The following is a 17,495-nucleotide window of genomic DNA, read 5'->3' on the forward strand; positions in this document are numbered from 1 at the left end:
AAGCGCTTATTTTATGCAAAAATACCATTGATTATTTATGTAAAAAACAAACAAACAATGGTATAATTATAAAAATGCTAATTTATGGTCTTTATTGAAATTTAAAGACCGTTACGGCTAATGGCGGAAGTGTAATTTCTACAGAATAATCTTTACCATTCCAATCCTGTTTTTTTATTTTGATGACTTTTTTGTTTGAAATACCGCTGCCTCCAAATTCTTCCAGATCACTATTAAAAATTTCTTTAAGTGAACCTTTTAAAGGAACGCCTATTTTGTAATTTTCTCTAACCGTGGGTGTTAAATTGCAAACTACAGCCACATAGTCTTTAGGGTCTTTTCCTTTTCTAATATAGGAGATAACGCAATTTTGATGGTCGTCGTAGCTAATCCACTCAAACCCTTCTTGACTAAATTGTTTTTCAAAAAGCGCAGGTGTTTCTCTGTAGAATTTGTTTAGATTTTTAAAGTAATTTTGAAAATTTTTATGAGAATCAAATTCTAATAAATTCCAATCTAAACTACCCTCAAAGTCCCATTCACTATATTGTCCAAATTCACCGCCCATAAAGAATAAGTTAGTGCCCGGATGTGTAAACATATAGCCATAAAGCAAACGAAGGTTTGCAAATCGTTGCCACTCATCGCCAGCCATTCTTCCTAATATAGAGTTCTTTCCGTAAACAACCTCGTCGTGAGACAATGGAAGCATGAAATTTTCTGTAAATGCATAAGCTAAACTAAAGGTGATATCGTTTTGGTGATATTGTCTGTAAATAGGGTCTTTTTTAAAATACTCTAAAGTATCGTGCATCCAGCCCATCATCCATTTCATTCCAAATCCAAGACCACCTAAAAAGACTGGCTTAGAAACACCTGAAAATGCGGTAGATTCTTCGGCAATGGTTTGTGTATCCGGGAATGATTTGTAAATTTCTTCATTAAGCTCTTTTAGAAATTCAATGGCGTCAAGATTTTCTCTACCACCATAAATGTTTGGTTCCCATTCACCCTCTTCTCTGGAATAATCTAAGAAAAGCATAGAGGCAACAGCGTCTACTCGTAAGCCATCTGCGTGGTATTGATCCATCCAGAAAGCCGCATTGCTTATTAAGAAAGATTTCACCTCATTTCGACCGTAATTAAAAATTAAACTTTTCCAGTCTTGATGATATCCTTTTCTTTTATCTGGGTGTTCATATAGGTTTGAACCATCAAAAAATCCTAATCCATGAGCGTCATCCGGAAAGTGTGACGGCACCCAATCTAAAATGATTCCAATGTCGTTTTGATGTAATTTATCTACTAAATATTTGAATTCTTCGGGATAACCAAACCTGGATGATGGCGCAAAATAACCAGTAACTTGATAGCCCCATGAAGGATCATAAGGAAACTCCATAATTGGCATAAGCTCCACGTGTGTAAAATTCATTTCTTTTATATAGCTAACCAGCTCTTCTGCAAGCTCGAAATATGAAAGAAAGCGATTTTCTTCTACATGTTTTTTCCAGGAACCTAAATGGACTTCGTAAACTGAATAAGGCGCGTCTAAAGCGTTATGGTCCTTACGCTTTTTCATCCACTTAGTATCTTTCCATTTATAGGAGTCGTCCCAAACTATTGAGCCCGTTTTTGGAGGGTGTTCCGCACGACGTGCATAGGGATCGGCTTTTTCGGTTTTTATATCATTATTGTGGCTCTGTATTTTGTATTTGTAAATATTGCCTTTTCCAACTGCAGGAATAAAACCTTCCCAAACACCACTTTCGTCCCATCGAACATTCAATTGATGTTCACCTTCAATCCAATAGTTAAAGTCTCCAATTACAGAAACTTGCTTTGCGCTTGGCGCCCAAACCGCAAAATATGTACCCTCAATGCCGTTTACGGTTACTAAATGCGAACCAAATTTTTCATAAAGACGATAGTGCTTACCCCCTTTAAAAAGGTTGATATCGAATTCTGAAAATAAACTATAAGGTGTTACTTGTGCCATAAATTAATGATTTATTATGTTAGATATTCCTTTTAATGGAATAACAGCCCATTGAGGGCGGGAGTTAAGCTCGTAACCTAACTCATAAACTGCTTTTTCTAGTAAGCAGTATTTTAAAATGAAAATACGTTCTTGATTGTAGCCTAAATTTAAATTGGCATTTTGTGTTTCTGTCACATATGTGCCTAAAAACAAGCCTGTAATATAGCGATATAGAATTTCACCAGCTTTAAATAATTGATTTTGACCAGCAGGATAATTTTCTTCGTTGTTAAATATTGTAGCATAAATAGCATAGTGGAATGACCTAAATAGCCCCGCAACATCTTTTAAAGGTGGTTGTTTTACTTTTCTGTCTCTAATGGTGCTCTCTGGTTCTCCTTCGAAATCTAAAATATAAAAATCATCATCTTTAACTAATACTTGGCCTAAATGGTAATCGCCATGGATTCTAATACGCTCACCCTTAAGCATGGTCCAATCAAAATCTACAAAACTTTTTCGAATACTATTTTTTTTGCTAAGAAATTCGTTAGCCAATTCTAGAGCTAGCCCGTCAATTTTATGCATGCTATTTTCAACGGTATTCAACCTATTTTGAAATTGATAAAGCATTTTGTTTTTTAACCAAACTTCGTAATCACCATTATAATGTGCTGGTGTAAAAGCAGTTTCCTCAAACTCAGACCCTAGAGCAATATGCATTTCTGCAGTTCGTTTTGCGAGTGTTTGTGTTTTTAAAAATAGATCTAAACCTACCCAATCTATAATTTGAGGAGGTACATCATGAACCGTTAAACGTTGATACAGCTCAGTGTTTGGAAGCGCATCAACATCAATTTTTTTATACTCTAAATTCGAAAACACTTTATTTAATTCATTCAGCATATAATCCCATGCATCCCCTTGGTTGGGAATCATTTCTTGCATAAGGCCTATGGTAATATTAGTATTTTCAGAATCAACCAAATTAATACTACCAAGGTAAGACGGGGTGTTTTGGTATTCCTTTTTTTCAGATAAAAAGCGGCTCATTTCATAGTCTGGATTCTTATTCGCAAAAATTCGCCTAAAGAATTTCAAAACATATTTTTCATTATAAACTAAAGAGGTGTTGCTTTGTTCAAGCCCCATAAATCTGGAAGACTCATAGGTCTTGTTTTCAAACAAATGACTTTTATGATATTGTACTTTTGTCTTGTCTATTGGTTGCGCAGTTGCAATTCGTTCAAAAACCAATTTCCTAAATGCCTCTAAATTGATAGCATCAATTATATAACCGTGTTGGTCATTAATTTCAATAGGCAGAATTCTGTTTTTGTGTGCAAAATTCTCATCGGTTACAAACGCAATTGGCAAAAAGTAATGTTGATAAAATGCTTCAACAAAATTGACTTCTAAAATAAGCCCGTAATAGACTTCTCCTTTTTGTTGAATTTTAAAAAACTCAGAAAGTTCAATATATTTTAATTGACTCGCTTTACCCCCGTACCAGCGTTGTTTGATGATATAATCTTCTAAAACGTCCGACAAAAAAACTTTCACAAAGTCGTTATTATCTAACAACTCTTCCCATGTTTTTTTAAACTTAAAAGGAGTGTTCTTGTTTGCCGCTGACGCTTCTATTGTCATTTATTATTTATTAATTTGAAAGATATGAAACGGGAGTGTTGGATGCAATTCCACAAAATTCCATTCATTATGCCAATTGTAGCGACTATCCGTGATTAAGTCATGCATTTCTATGTGATGGCCTGCATTTAACCCCAATTCATGAAGCGGCAATCTCACCGTGCCTTGCTGCGAGTTATAAGCGTCTAAACTAATAATTACAAATATTTCGTTCGTTTTGTCGTCATTCCATTTGTAAAAAGCAATAAGGTTATCGTTTTCTATGTGACAAAATTTAATATTGTTGGTTTGCTGTAAGGCTTCATTGTGATTTCTTATATAATTAATCTTAGCAATTATCATAATAAGTTTATTTTGAAGTGTCCAATCGTAATTTGTTATTTGGAATTTTTCCGAATTCAAATACTCCTCTTTTCCTAATAGGGAGTCTGACAACATATATTCAAAAACAGGCCCATAAATCCCAATACTGGAACTTAATGTTGCCGCAAGAGCGTACCTTTGAATATGTTTAGACTCATTAGAACCTTGAAGGTGATAAGGATTAATATCTGGTGTGTTTGGCCAGAAGTTAGGTTGCATATATTCTTTTAACTCACTTTGTGTAAGCTCGGTCATGTACTCTATTAACTCGTGCTTAGAATTACGCCAAGTGAAATAGGTATAAGATTGGGTGTAACCTTGTTTTGCTAATTGCTGCATTACTTTAGGAGCAGTAAACGCTTCGGCTAAAAAAATAACATCAGGATGGTTGGCTTTAACGTTTTTAATAATCCAGTTCCAAAACACAAAAGGCTTTGTATGTGGGTTATCAACTCTAAAGATCTTGATACCACAATCTATCCAGTATAATAAAATATCTAAACACTCGTTCCAAAGAGCTTTGTAGTCTTCACTTTCCCAATAAATTGGTAAAATATCTTGGTATTTTTTAGGTGGATTTTCAGCATATTGAACGGTGCCATCTGGTCGCCACTTAAACCACTTAGGATGATCTTTTACCCAAGGATGGTCTGGAGCTGCTTGCAAAGCATAATCCATGGCAATTTCGAGGTTGTTTTCTTTTGCTTGTTGAATTAAAGATTTAAAATCGTCAATCGAACCTAATTGGGGATGGATATCTTTATGTCCGCCAAACCGAGACCCAACACCCCATGTAGACCCAACATCACCTTCTTTAGCTTCGGTTGTGTTGTTTTTGCCTTTTCTATTAACCTCCCCTATTGGATGAATAGGAGGTAAGTAAACAACATCGAACCCCATATTTTTTACTCGCTCAAGTAAACGCTCACAATCTTTAAACGTTCCATGCCCCCCTTCTGTTTTTGAAGCAGAGCGCGGGAAAAATTCATACCAAGTACTAAATCTAGCACGTTTTCTATCTACATAAACTTGATACTCTGCAGACGCATTATCAAGGACTTTTATTGGGTTATTAAAAAATAGTTGATATAATTTATCTGAAACGGCTTCTGTTATTGACTCACTATAGTCATTTTCAATTTTAAAAATATCATACAAGCGATCTAAGTAAGCTTTATCCTTGACGTTTACTTTTTTAGAGATGGATTTTACATACTCTGCTCCTTCTAGCAACTCTGATGACACGTGTTGTCCATCATCAATTTTTCTAATAAGTCCGTGCCTCCAATTAAGAGCATAATCCACCCATGCTTGAACTTTATAGCTGTAAAAACCTTGCTTTTCAACTTTAAAGGAGGCTTGCCATTCATCATTTGAATCAAGCGTCATTCTAATTTCTTTCCAAGCCTTGCTACTTTCGTGTTTAAATAATACTGAAGCAGCTAGCACATCGTGTCCGTCTGCAAGAATATGAGCCTCAACATTAACTATTTCATTAACTACACGTTTAACGAAAAATTTACCGCAATTAATGCTTGGCGACACATAATCAATTACAACCCTTTTTTGGTCTTTCATACTTTATTTAATTGGTTTTACAGAGTGCAAAAATAGTACATTCTACATATGCGTTTTTTAATGCAAAAAGATAAAAAACAACGAAAACGTTTGATTGTTAAAAAGTTATATAACAGTTCCTTTAGGGATTGTTGCGTCTTTCTTGATAACAACAATACCATCTTTTACTAAATAGTTTTCCGTTTCTGTATCTGCTAAATGCTTACCGCCATTAATTCTTACATCATCACCAATGCGGCAGTTTTTATCTATAATAGCATTCTTTATAAAGCAACGCTGTCCTATCCCCATAAGAATATCTATTTTGTTACTATCAATTTCGGCCAATGTTTCGTAATAATCACTTCCCATCATGTAGGTATTGATTATAGTAGATTCGTCTCCAATTCTTGAACGGATACCAATTACAGATTGTTCAATTTTTGCGGCGCTAACAATACACCCTTCTGAAATCACTGCTTTTTCTAACATGGTTCCAGAAACTTTAGTAGTTGGTAACATTCTTGCTCTGGTGTAAATGCGTTTTTTCTTGTCGTATAAGTCAAACTTTGGGATATCATCGGTCAAGCCAAGATTGGCTTCGAAAAAGGATTCAATATTTCCAATATCTGTCCAATAGCCTTCATATTGATAACTTACTGTTTTATGTTTATCAATAGCCTGAGGAATAATTTCTTTTCCAAAATCATTCGTGTCCGGGTTTTTCATTAAATCTTTTAACAAATCTCTATTAAAAACATAAATACCCATAGACGCTAAGTAGCGTCGTCCTTCTTTTTTCATTTCATCACTTACATCTGATGTCCAATCTGGTAATAAGCTAGAATCTGGTTTTTCTATAAAGGAAGTGATAACATTTTTATCATCTGATTTTAAAATACCAAATTGAGTAGCGTCTTTTGCGTTTACTGGAATAGTGGCTATAGATATTTTGGCATTACTTTTTTCGTGCTCATTAATTAAGTGATCGTAGTCCATTTGATATAATTGATCACCAGAAAGAATTAAGAAATAATCAAATTCATGACTTAAAAAATGATGCATACTTTGGCGAACAGCATCTGCTGTTCCTTGAAACCAAGTTTTATTATCCGGTGTTTGCTCTGCTGCAAGCACATCTACAAATGCACTGCTAAAGAAACTGAAGTGATACGTGTTTTTTATATGTTTATTTAGGGACGCCGAATTAAATTGTGTTAGAACAAACATGCGTTTAATATCAGCATTAATACAATTAGAAATTGGGATATCCACCAATCTGTATTTCCCCGCTATGGGAACTGCGGGTTTAGATCTTTGCTCTGTTAATGGATATAGTCTAGAACCTTGACCGCCGCCTAAAATTATGGCTAAAACCTTATTGTTTATCATGTTTTTTAGTTTTAATTCGTATAAATGTTTGTTCTTATAGTAAAGTCTTGTATAATTCTTCAACTTGTTTCGCAATAGCAACCCAGTCAAAATAATCTTCCACGCGTTTTCTGCCATTTCTTGCCATAGATTCCCTAAGGGCTTTATCGTTAATTACTTTGTTGACTCCATTAGCTAAGTCTCTTGAAAATGTATCAGGATTAATAGGCTCAAAAGGCGCTTCTTTTTGTTGTTCTAACGGTATTAAAACACCTGTTTCTCCATCTACAACAACCTCTTTAATACCTCCCACAGCACTGGCAACAACAGCTGTGTTACACGCCATGGCTTCAATGTTTATTATACCGAAAGGCTCATAAATAGAAGGACAGCAAAACACATCTGCATGAGAGTAAAGTTGTATAATTTCTTCTTTGGTAACCATTTTATCAATCCAAATCACATTGTCACGAGTCATTTTAACGTCGTTTACAGCCTCCTCCATTTCTTTACCTATTTCAGGTGTGTCAGGCGCTCCTGCGCACAATACAATTTGAGTGTCTGGGTCTATATACTTAATAGCGTTTACCAAATGAATGATTCCTTTTTGGCGCGTTATTCTTCCGACAAAAAGGACATATGGTTTAGCTTTATCAACGCTATATTCGTCTAAAGTTGAAGTTTCAGGTGTGGCAATATATTGCTGAAGATTGATGCCATTATAAATAACATGAACCTTACTTTCGTCTACATTAAAGTGTTTAATTACGTCTTCTTTTGTTTCTTCTGAAACCGCAATCAAAGCATCTGCCATTTCGATGGCTGTTTTTTCAATCCACGAGGACGCGTCATAGCCTCTGCCTAGTTGCTCACGTTTCCATGGCCTTAAAGGTTCAAGAGAATGTGTGGTTATAACCAAAGGAATACCATAACATAATTTAGCCATTATACCAGCAAAATGAGCATACCACGTATGACAATGTACAACATCTGCATCAATGGTGTCGGCATTCATATGAAGACAAGTGCTGAGGGTTTTGAAAACTGATTTTAATTTATCGTCAGCATTTTCAAATACGCCATCTTCAAACGGAAAACCTCTTACTGATAAGTTTTCAGATTTATCCTTTTGATCCCCAAAACACCTCACTTCCATCTCTATTAATTTAGCCAACTCTTCCGCTAAATATTCAACATGCACTCCAGCTCCGCCATAAACGTAAGGAGGAAATTCTCTAGTATAAAAAAGTGCTTTCATATAAAATCTTCAAAATTTAAGGAGTAAATACCTTGTTTGCTTGTTTAGTTAAAAAGCAAGACCTAAGTTTATAAACATACAAAAATATTGTTAATAACTTTGTTGAAATAATATTTTTGAAGAAAAAAGATGATTATTGTGAATATTCAAAATAATCACTAATAAAAAACAAGAAACAGCCCTTTTTAGTTTTAATTTTTAAACAAATATAAAGACACTAACCTTTATCAATTAAACAAAATATCTTAAAAAGAATAATAATTAGAGGATTTTAAAAAACAAAGCTACTTCAGCTTAATACGAAACCGTTATTTTCATATTAAACAAATAATCAAATTAAAACATATATTTTATTGTTTTACTTAAAAGAGTATAGATTAAAGTGAGCGTTGAGTTTTAACAAATTCTTTAAACAGTAGTAAATTTTAATAAGGGACTCGGTTTTCATAGTTAAATATAAAATTCTCACTGAAATAGTTTCAAAATGCAGATTTCGCAAAACAGCTAAAATTAGTTAGATCATATCATACTATATGATTAAAAAGGGTTTAATTGTAGATTAATTTTAAAACCAACCACATGAAAAAGTTAGCTTTAGGTTCATTCGTAATTGGATCACTATTATTTAATTCTTGTAGTAGTGATGATGATAAAAACTCCTCAATCGAAGAATGCCAAACCTGTAATTTAGAACTTCTAGGGGAGTCTATAACTTCAGAAATTTGCGATAATGGAGATGGAACAATAACACTTACAACATTCGGTCAGGAAGAAGTTCAGGAGCTTGATGAAGGCGTTACATTTGCTCAATTTATTACTGCTTATAAAGAATTTGGTGCTACCTGTAATTAATAATTTATTGTTTTAAAAAATCCATCAATTATTGGTGGATTTTTTATTTATTAATCATTCAACTTCAATACAGCCATAAATGCTTGCTGTGGGATTTCCACATTACCCACTTGACGCATGCGTTTTTTTCCTTTTTTTTGTTTTTCAAGTAATTTACGCTTACGAGAAATATCACCACCATAACATTTTGCTGTAACGTCTTTTCTCAGTGCTTTTATGGTTTCACGAGAAATAATTTTAGCACCAATGGCGGCTTGAATTGGAATATCAAATTGTTGGCGAGGAATCAATTCTCTTAATTTTTCACACATTTTTTTACCAATATTTTGAGCATTATCAGCGTGTATTAAAGCAGAAAGCGCATCAACAGGTAATGCGTTTAATAATATGTCTAAACGGACAAGTTTAGAGGTTTTCATTCCTATTGGGTGATAATCAAAAGAAGCATAACCTTTAGAAACTGTTTTTAAACGATCATAAAAATCAAATACAATTTCTGCCAGAGGCATTTCAAAAGTTAACTCTACTCGCTCGGTCGTTAAATAGGTTTGATTTAATACAATTCCTCTTTTTTCAATACAAAGAGACATCACGTTACCAACAAAATCAGCTTTAGTAATTATAGTAGCTTTAATATATGGTTCTTCAACGCGGTTCACGGTTGAAGGGTCTGGCAAATCTGATGGATTATTGACAATAAAAGCTTCATCAGGGTTTTTGTTTGTAAATGCATGGTAAGATACATTGGGCACGGTTGTTATAACCGTCATATCAAATTCTCGTTCTAAGCGTTCTTGGATTATTTCCATGTGAAGCATTCCTAAAAATCCACAACGAAAACCAAACCCAAGAGCTGCAGAACTTTCTGGAGCAAATACCAACGACGCGTCGTTTAATTGCAGTTTTTCCATAGAGTTACGAAGCTCCTCATAATCTTCAGTATCCACAGGGTAAATACCTGCAAAAACCATAGGTTTTACATCTTCAAAACCCTCAACAATATTTGTTGTTGGTTTTGCAAAGTCTGTTATGGTATCACCAACTTTTACTTCTTTAGCAGTTTTAATACCAGTGATTAAGTAGCCAACATCACCCGTTTTCACACTCTGTTTAGGAACTTGAGTTAATTTTAAAGTACCAACTTCGTCTGCATAATATTCTTTATCTGTAGCAACAAATTTAATTTTTTGGCCCTTCCTAATTTCTCCATTAAACACTCTGAAATAAGTTTCAATACCTCTAAAGGTATTGTAAACGGAATCGAATATTAATGCTTGTAGTGGCGCATCTGGATCTCCTTTAGGTGCTGGAACTCGCTCGATAATTGCGGCTAAAATATTTTCAACACCAAAACCTGTTTTTCCACTGGCATGAATAACTTCTTCTGGATCGCAACCTAAAAGATCCACAATATCATCGGTCACTTCTTCAGGGTTAGCACTCGGTAAATCTACTTTATTAAGAACAGGAATAATCTCTAGGTCGTTTTCTAAAGCTAAATATAAATTAGAAATGGTTTGGGCTTGTATACTTTGCGCGGCATCTACAATTAACAGCGCGCCTTCACAAGCAGCAATAGACCGCGACACTTCGTAACTAAAATCTACATGGCCAGGTGTGTCGATTAAGTTCAAAACATATTCTTCGCCCTTATAAGTATATTCCATTTGGATGGCGTGTGATTTAATGGTTATACCACGTTCGCGTTCCAAATCCATACTATCTAATAATTGGTCTTGTTTTTCTCTAGCAGTTACCGAGCCTGTAAAATCTAATAAACGATCTGCGAGTGTGCTTTTACCATGATCTATATGTGCAATAATGCAAAAATTTCTAATGTGCTTCATAAAAGGAATCTATACCTAGATTTAAGGTGCAAATATAGATAATTTCTAATGCTAAAACCCTTATCATTATTAGGGATTATTCAATTCTTGAAAAAAGATGTAATTTTGCGCCAAAATTAATTTTACTTGATAAAAATAGATAAAATACAACTACCTGATTTTCCACTTCTATTAGCACCAATGGAAGATGTAAGCGATCCTCCGTTTCGTGCTTTGTGCAAGGAGCAAGGAGCCGATGTTGTATATACTGAGTTTGTCTCTAGCGAGGGCTTAATACGAAATGCCGCGAAGAGTGTTATGAAACTTGATATTTATGAAAAAGAACGACCTGTAGGGATTCAAATATTTGGAGCAAATCTAGACAGTATGCTTCAAACTATTGATATTGTTGAAAAGTCAAATCCAGATATTATTGATATTAATTTTGGTTGCCCCGTAAAGAAGGTAGTTAATAAAGGTGCTGGTGCTGGTATTTTAAAAGACATCTGCTTGATGGAAAAATTGACTGCTGAAATGGTTAAACGAACTAATTTACCTATCACTGTTAAAACCCGTTTGGGTTGGGATCATGATTCCATTAAAATTGTTGAGGTTGCAGAAAGATTACAGGACGTTGGATGTAAAGCGATAGCAATTCATGGTAGAACACGAGCTCAAATGTATAAAGGCGATGCAGATTGGAAACCTATAGCACAAGTAAAAAACAATCCAAGAATGCATATTCCTGTATTTGGAAATGGGGATGTAGACACTCCAGAAAAAGCAATGGAAATGCGTGATAGCTATGGGTTAGACGGTGCCATGATAGGAAGAGCGTCTATTGGCAACCCATGGTTTTTTAAACAAGTAAAATACTTTTTTGAAACAGGGAAACAGTTAGCTCCAATTTCGTTGGAAGAACGTGTTGAGGCTGCTCGTAGGCACTTGCAAATGGCTATTGATTGGAAAGGAGAAATCCTAGGTGTTTTTGAAACTCGCCGCCACTATACGAATTACTTTAAGGGCATTCCTCATTTTAAAGAATATCGCATGAAAATGGTAACTAGCGATCATTCTGAAGATGTTTTTGCCGCTTTTGATGAAGTTTTAGAAAAGTTCTCAGATTATCAGTTTACTAAATAAAATCTAATACTAACTTGTTCTAACCAAGTTTTTGGTAATTCTAGAAGACGCTATTCTAGAAGCGATTATTCCCAGAACGGAAATTGTAACAAATACTATCAGTAAATTACTAATTTTCACTTTAACTGGATAAGGAAGTGAAGGTGTAATAAATATTTTTAATGTTTCTGGACCGTAAATTTGATTTAAAGTGAGCAAAAGGCCAATACCAATACCAATCAATCCGCCCAAAACGCTCATTAAACTACCTTGATAAAAAAATATTTTTCTAATATCTTTAGTTGTAACTCCAATATTAAAAAGGGTATTTAGGTTTTTCTTTTTATCTAAAATCATCATGATTATAGAGCCTATAACATTAAAAAGAGCAATTATTAACACCAGAGTAAAAATAAGATAGACAGCTAAATTTTCAGTATTTAGCATTTTATATAATGCATCATTAAGTTGCGCTCTATTTTTTAATACAACAGAATCCCCTAGAATGACAAGGATTTTTTCTCGAGCTATAGCTTCATCAACTCCTTCGTTTAGCTTAAATTCTATTGCAGAAATTTGATTGGCGTCATAACCTAAAAGGTGCTGCGCTAATTCAATAGGCGCATAAACATAAGTATCGTCTAATTTTTCGTTTATCGAGAACACCCCAACATTAATCGCTCCAACAGTATTAAAAGCTTTTTTTGTTGAGGTTATAGCTCCTTTTCCTGGTTTGGGCACATAAATATTAATTGATTTAGCATAGTCTAAAACACCAAAAGACAGATTTCTAGAAATGCCAGAGCCAACAACTATTTGGTTGGTTTTCTCATTTAACCAACCTCCCTGTTCAATAATGGAATCAACTGGGTTAACTTTTTCAAAATTAGAATCTACCCCCTTAATAAATGCGCTAGGATATGTCTTATCGTCTGCTACAATGAAAACCCGTTCTTCAATAATTTTTGAAAACAAAGCAACTTCGCTAATGTTTTCTAGTTTTGAAATTCTTTCCTCGGTTAATAAAAAAGATTTACCAGTAGTAGTTTCAGCTTTTAAATCGGGATCAACAATAGTAGAAAATTGAAGTGTAAAATCTTTTAATCCTGCAAAACCAGAAAGCACAATAAATAAGGAAGCAGCACCCAAAATAACACCTATAATAGCTATGATGGTAATAAAATTAATAGCATTGTTACTGCTTTTAGATCGCAAATAACGTTTCGCTATGTATAGTGAAAAATTCAACTAAGATTTTTTTCTTTTGTCAAGTAGGTCTGGATTGCTAAGCGGGTTTTCTTTTCCTTTTAAAGACTGCTCAATTTTGTCTATGTACTCTAGAGAATCATCAATAAAAAATTCTAATTGTGGCATGCGTCTTAATTGATGTTTGGTTCGTTGAGCCAGCTCATGCTTTATAAGGGAGCTATTAGACTTTATTCCTGTTAGAATTTCGGCGCCTTTATTATTTGGAAAGACACTCAGGTAAACTTTAGAAACAGATAAATCTACCGTAACTTTTACTTTGGTTACAGATATTAAAATGCCTCGCATACCACCTTGAGTTGCGGCGTTTTGAAGCACTTCTGCTAAATCGCGCTGCAATACCGATGCAATCTTTCTTTGTCTTTGACTTTCCTCCATGTTGCAAAAATAAAGGATATTTAAAGATTATGTTACTTTTACTTTGCTATTTTCATATCTTGATAAAGAATTTGAGTTAAAACGATAAAATTTCTGTTAACACAGAAAAAATAGAACACATTGATGAAAAAAATAGAACACATTGGAATTGCTGTAAAGAATATTGAAAATTCCAATGATTTGTTTTCTAAGTTGTTTGGTAAACCTCACTATAAAACAGAAGTTGTTGAGAGTGAAGGCGTAAAAACCTCTTTTTTTAAAGTTGGTAGAAATAAAATCGAACTACTAGAAGCCACTAATAAGGAAAGTCCAATTGCTAGGTTTATAGAAAAAAAAGGAGAAGGTATACATCATATAGCTTTTGAGGTTAGTGATATTGAATCTGAAGTAGAAAGACTCAAAAATGAAGGCTTTATTGTATTAAATGATAAACCAAAAAAAGGAGCCGATAATAAGTTGGTAGTTTTTTTGCATCCAAAATCAACGAACGGCGTTTTAGTTGAACTATGTCAAGAGATAAAGAAATAGTTTTTTCTTGCTAACAATTAAAATAAGTATTAATATTGCACTCCAATTTCGGGTCCTATAACTCAGTTGGTTAGAGTATCTGACTCATAATCAGAAAGTCCCTGGTTCGAGCCCAGGTGGGACCACTAATAGAAATTGTAAAGCCTTGTAAATTTAAAGTTTACAGGGCTTTTTTAATTGTTGATTTATTTCTCAAAAAAATCTTATATTTATCCTAACGAAATAGGTAGCTCTATTTTTTCTCCCTAGAAAGAATCTTTTTAATAGCAAACAGATGGATACTTAATATTAATTTAATTAGTATGTATTAATTAAATGATATATTTGTTACGTAATTGTAAAAAAAGAGGGATTACTTTTTTATCAAGACAAATCTTTTTGTTTAACAATGTTGTTTTAAAAAAATGACCATTAATATTAATAATATTGCATTTTGTCGATGATTAATGTTTTTTGTCGGTGTTTTTTTTATGAAAAGCGATGAGATTTTTTAGTTAGACCGCTTTTTTTTATACATTTGCCACCCCATGACGCTACAAAATAAAAGAATATTTGCCTCAATCTTATTTGTTTTAATAAGCGTTGTGTGTATTGCCCAAACTAAAGACGGTGATATTCCGCCGCCACCACCACCTACACCACCACCTGGTCTTTCTGTTGGGGTTGACGCAACATTCCTAATATGTTTAGCGCTAATTTATGGCACTTGGAGATTATTAAAAAAAGAAGCAAAAATTTAAGTAGCATTTTGGTTTAACGACAAAAGTTTAGCTACATATTTTCCTAAAACATCAAATTCTAAATTAACAGTTGTTCCTATTTCAAATTGATTGAAATTGGTATGTTCGTAAGTGTAAGGGATAATTGCAACACTAAACTTGTTTGTTTCAGAATTAATTACCGTAAGACTAGTGCCATTAATAGTAATAGATCCTTTTTCAATAGTTATATTATTGAGACTAGCATTATAACTAAAGCTAAACACCCAACTACCGTCAGTAGGTTTTATGCTTGTACAAGTAGCCACTTGATCTACATGCCCTTGTACTATATGGCCATCAAGTCTATCGCCCAATTTCATAGCGCGCTCTAAGTTTACTTTATCATTAATTTTTAAAAGCCCTAAATTGGTTTTATCTAGGGTTTCTTTTATTGCTGTAACGGTATACTCATCTGCATCAATCGAAACAACTGTTAAGCACACACCGTTGTGGGCCACACTTTGGTCAATTTTCAGTTCAGAAGACACATCGCTTTTAATAGAAATATGTAGATTTTCTAATTCGTGTTCCAATCGTGTTACAGTACCAATAGACTCAATAATTCCGGTAAACATATTATTATCTGTTTATTTGGTTAAATTTGCCACATCAAAATTACAAACAAAACTTATCATTTTTAATGGAGAAAGCAGAAAATATTATTGTAGGAATATCTATTGGCGATTTAAATGGTATCGGTGGCGAAATAGTTTTAAAAACTTTTGAAGACCAACGAAGCTTAGAATTTTGCACGCCAGTAATTTTTGCTTCAATAAAAACTACGACCTTTTTAAAGAGCCATTTTAAATCTGAAATTAACTTTAACAGCATAAATGCTATAGAGCAATTAGCTCAAGGAAAAGTGAATGTTCTTAATTGCTGGAAAGAGCCTGTTAATATAGACTTTGGTAAAGAGGATCCTAAAATTGGAGAACATGCTATAAAGTCTTTAGAATGTGCCACCAAAGCTCTAAAAAACAAAGAGATTGATGTGCTTGTAACAGCGCCAATTAATAAACATAATATACAATCTGAAAAGTTTAATTTCCCTGGACATACAGATTATTTAGCAGAGCAATTAGAAGGAGAAAGCTTAATGTTTATGATTACCGATACCTTACGTGTTGGGTTGTTAACAGACCATGTTCCAGTTAAAGATGTTTCAAATCACATCACTGAAGACCTAATAAACAGAAAACTTAACATTGTCTATGAGTCACTAAAAAAGGATTTTAGAATTAGAAGACCTAAAATAGCCGTGCTTGGCATTAATCCACATACTGGAGATAATGGTGTTATTGGAAATGAAGATGATGAGGTTATGCGACCAGCGTTGAAAAAAATTCAGGAATCAGGAAAATTAGTTTATGGACCTTATGCTGCAGATAGTTTTTTTGGCTCCAATAACTATAAAAACTTTGATGCAGTTATAGCATCATATCATGACCAAGGTTTAATTCCTTTTAAAACACTCTCATTTGGTCAAGGTGTTAATTTTACAGGAGGGCTTAATAGAGTACGTACTTCTCCAGATCACGGTACTGCTTATGAAATTGCAGGAAAAGGAATTGCAGACGAAAACTCCTTTAAAGAAGCTGTGTTTGCTGCAATAAGAATATTTAAAAATAGATTTGATTTTGAGGAACTTACTTCAAACCCATTAAAAAAAGCACCAAGAAATATACGCAAGGAAAGCAGGTAAATAGGGGCATAAAAGATATAAACAAAAAAATGTTTATAAGTAATGTAACGTAAATAAAAATTTATATATTTGCAGGCTCAAAATAGATGTGATGATGAAGGCATTGAAAGAGTTTACAATTCCATTTGTAGGGCTAAAAGAAGCGATACATCATTTTGAGTATAAGATAGAACAATCGTTCTTTGAACATTTTGAGTATGAAGACTTTAACAATGTAGAAGTTGATGTAAAAGTTGATTTAACAAAAAAATCAACTTTATTAGAACTGCATTTTAAAGTATCAGGAGCAGTTAATATTAATTGTGATGTAACAAACGAACCGTATAATCAAAACATAGAAAATGAGTTTGAATTGGTTGTAAAGTTTGGTGATGAATATAATGACGAGAATATAGATATTCTTATTGTGCCACATGGTACGTACGAAATCAATATTCAGCAATATATTTATGAACTGATTATTTTAGCTGTACCAATTAAGAGAATTCATCCTGGTGTTGAAGATGGCACCTTGGATTCAGATATACTTGAAAAATTAGAAGAATTAAGCCCAAAGCTTAAAGAAAATAGAAAAACCAAAGAAGATATAGATCCTCGTTGGGATACATTAAAAAAATTATTAACGGATAAATAAAGACATAAAATGGCACATCCTAAAAGAAAAATCTCGAAAACAAGAAGAGATAAAAGAAGAACACATTATAAAGCAACTGCGCCACAGATTGCAACATGTCCTACAACAGGAGAGGCTCATTTATATCATAGAGCGCATTGGCATGAAGGAAAATTGTATTACAGAGGTCAAGTATTAATTGACAATTCTGAAGAAATAGAAAATTTAGCATAATTATTATGCAAGCATATTATAAAACGCTCACAT

16 protein-coding genes and 1 tRNA gene are annotated in these 17,495 nt (G+C 33.6%); 8 read left to right on the top strand and 9 right to left on the bottom strand.

Annotation, left to right across the window (positions count from 1 at the left end):
• Positions 1-91: 91 nt before the first annotated feature.
• The 5 genes from glgB to glgA all read right to left on the bottom strand — a co-directional run bounded on the left by glgB (position 92) and on the right by glgA (position 8,180).
• Positions 92-1,999, bottom strand: coding sequence for a 1,4-alpha-glucan branching protein GlgB (gene glgB, locus AC2D6V_RS04160; RefSeq protein WP_484646792.1), 1,908 nt, complete (start codon positions 1,997-1,999; stop codon positions 92-94).
• Positions 2,000-2,002: 3 nt separating this feature from the next.
• Positions 2,003-3,631, bottom strand: a complete 1,629-nt coding sequence (locus AC2D6V_RS04165) for a trehalose synthase (protein WP_484646793.1) — start codon at positions 3,629-3,631, stop codon at positions 2,003-2,005.
• A 3-nt stretch (positions 3,632-3,634) separates the two neighbouring features.
• The gene (locus AC2D6V_RS04170; RefSeq protein ID WP_484646794.1) at positions 3,635-5,572 is read right to left on the bottom strand and encodes an alpha-1,4-glucan--maltose-1-phosphate maltosyltransferase; all 1,938 of its coding nucleotides are present in this window, start codon (positions 5,570-5,572) and stop codon (positions 3,635-3,637) included.
• Between the two features lie 105 nt (positions 5,573-5,677).
• Positions 5,678-6,943, bottom strand: a complete 1,266-nt coding sequence (locus tag AC2D6V_RS04175) for a glucose-1-phosphate adenylyltransferase (protein WP_484646795.1) — start codon at positions 6,941-6,943, stop codon at positions 5,678-5,680.
• Between the two features lie 34 nt (positions 6,944-6,977).
• Entirely contained in the window at positions 6,978-8,180 is a 1,203-nt protein-coding gene (gene glgA, locus AC2D6V_RS04180; protein ID WP_484646796.1) for a glycogen synthase, read from the bottom strand.
• A 579-nt stretch (positions 8,181-8,759) separates the two neighbouring features.
• Here glgA and AC2D6V_RS04185 point away from each other — a divergent pair.
• A complete protein-coding gene (locus AC2D6V_RS04185; RefSeq protein WP_484646797.1) occupies positions 8,760-9,032 on the top strand; it encodes a hypothetical protein in 273 nt (90 codons plus the stop codon).
• Positions 9,033-9,082: 50 nt separating this feature from the next.
• On the opposite strand, the gene lepA is transcribed toward AC2D6V_RS04185, so the two are convergent.
• Positions 9,083-10,879, bottom strand: a complete 1,797-nt coding sequence (lepA, locus tag AC2D6V_RS04190; RefSeq protein WP_484646798.1) for a translation elongation factor 4 — start codon at positions 10,877-10,879, stop codon at positions 9,083-9,085.
• Positions 10,880-11,005: 126 nt separating this feature from the next.
• Between lepA and dusB the strand changes: the two genes are divergently transcribed.
• Positions 11,006-12,001: a tRNA dihydrouridine synthase DusB gene (dusB, locus tag AC2D6V_RS04195; protein WP_484646799.1), complete on the top strand. Its 996-nt coding sequence runs from the start codon at positions 11,006-11,008 to the stop codon at positions 11,999-12,001.
• A gap of 9 nt (positions 12,002-12,010) precedes the next feature.
• Here dusB and AC2D6V_RS04200 read toward each other — a convergent pair whose 3' ends face one another.
• Together AC2D6V_RS04200 and rbfA are read right to left on the bottom strand one after the other, a co-directional pair.
• Complete coding sequence (locus AC2D6V_RS04200) at positions 12,011-13,228, bottom strand: ABC transporter permease (RefSeq protein WP_484646800.1); 1,218 nt, start codon at positions 13,226-13,228, stop codon at positions 12,011-12,013.
• Positions 13,229-13,624 carry a 30S ribosome-binding factor RbfA gene (gene rbfA, locus AC2D6V_RS04205; protein ID WP_484646801.1) on the bottom strand — a complete coding sequence of 132 codons (396 nt, stop codon included), beginning with the start codon at positions 13,622-13,624 and terminating at the stop codon, positions 13,229-13,231.
• Positions 13,625-13,747: 123 nt separating this feature from the next.
• Here rbfA and mce point away from each other — a divergent pair, with 123 nt between their 5' ends.
• From mce to AC2D6V_RS04220, 3 genes are all read left to right on the top strand, one after another.
• The gene (gene mce, locus AC2D6V_RS04210) at positions 13,748-14,152 is read left to right on the top strand and encodes a methylmalonyl-CoA epimerase (RefSeq protein ID WP_484646802.1); all 405 of its coding nucleotides are present in this window, start codon (positions 13,748-13,750) and stop codon (positions 14,150-14,152) included.
• Between the two features lie 51 nt (positions 14,153-14,203).
• Positions 14,204-14,277, top strand: a tRNA-Ile gene (locus AC2D6V_RS04215).
• 402 nt (positions 14,278-14,679) lie between these two features.
• Positions 14,680-14,892: a PID-CTERM protein-sorting domain-containing protein gene (locus AC2D6V_RS04220; protein WP_484646803.1), complete on the top strand. Its 213-nt coding sequence runs from the start codon at positions 14,680-14,682 to the stop codon at positions 14,890-14,892.
• On the opposite strand, the gene AC2D6V_RS04225 is transcribed toward AC2D6V_RS04220, so the two are convergent.
• Positions 14,889-15,488, bottom strand: a complete 600-nt coding sequence (locus tag AC2D6V_RS04225) for a riboflavin synthase (RefSeq protein ID WP_484646804.1) — start codon at positions 15,486-15,488, stop codon at positions 14,889-14,891. The two genes, AC2D6V_RS04220 and AC2D6V_RS04225, sit on opposite strands and share 4 nt — an antisense overlap.
• 65 nt (positions 15,489-15,553) lie before the next feature.
• On the opposite strand from AC2D6V_RS04225, the gene pdxA reads away from it, so the two are divergent.
• The 3 genes from pdxA (at position 15,554) to rpmF (ending at position 17,462) form a co-directional block, all read left to right on the top strand.
• Complete coding sequence (gene pdxA / locus AC2D6V_RS04230) at positions 15,554-16,615, top strand: 4-hydroxythreonine-4-phosphate dehydrogenase PdxA (protein ID WP_484646805.1); 1,062 nt, start codon at positions 15,554-15,556, stop codon at positions 16,613-16,615.
• Between the two features lie 94 nt (positions 16,616-16,709).
• On the top strand, positions 16,710-17,249 hold the full coding sequence (locus AC2D6V_RS04235) for a YceD family protein (protein ID WP_484647512.1): 540 nt from the start codon (positions 16,710-16,712) through the stop codon (positions 17,247-17,249).
• Positions 17,250-17,258: 9 nt separating this feature from the next.
• Entirely contained in the window at positions 17,259-17,462 is a 204-nt protein-coding gene (gene rpmF / locus AC2D6V_RS04240; RefSeq protein ID WP_298237291.1) for a 50S ribosomal protein L32, read from the top strand.
• Positions 17,463-17,495: the final 33 nt, after the last annotated feature.

Source organism: Algibacter sp. YIN40 (genome assembly GCF_057219435.1).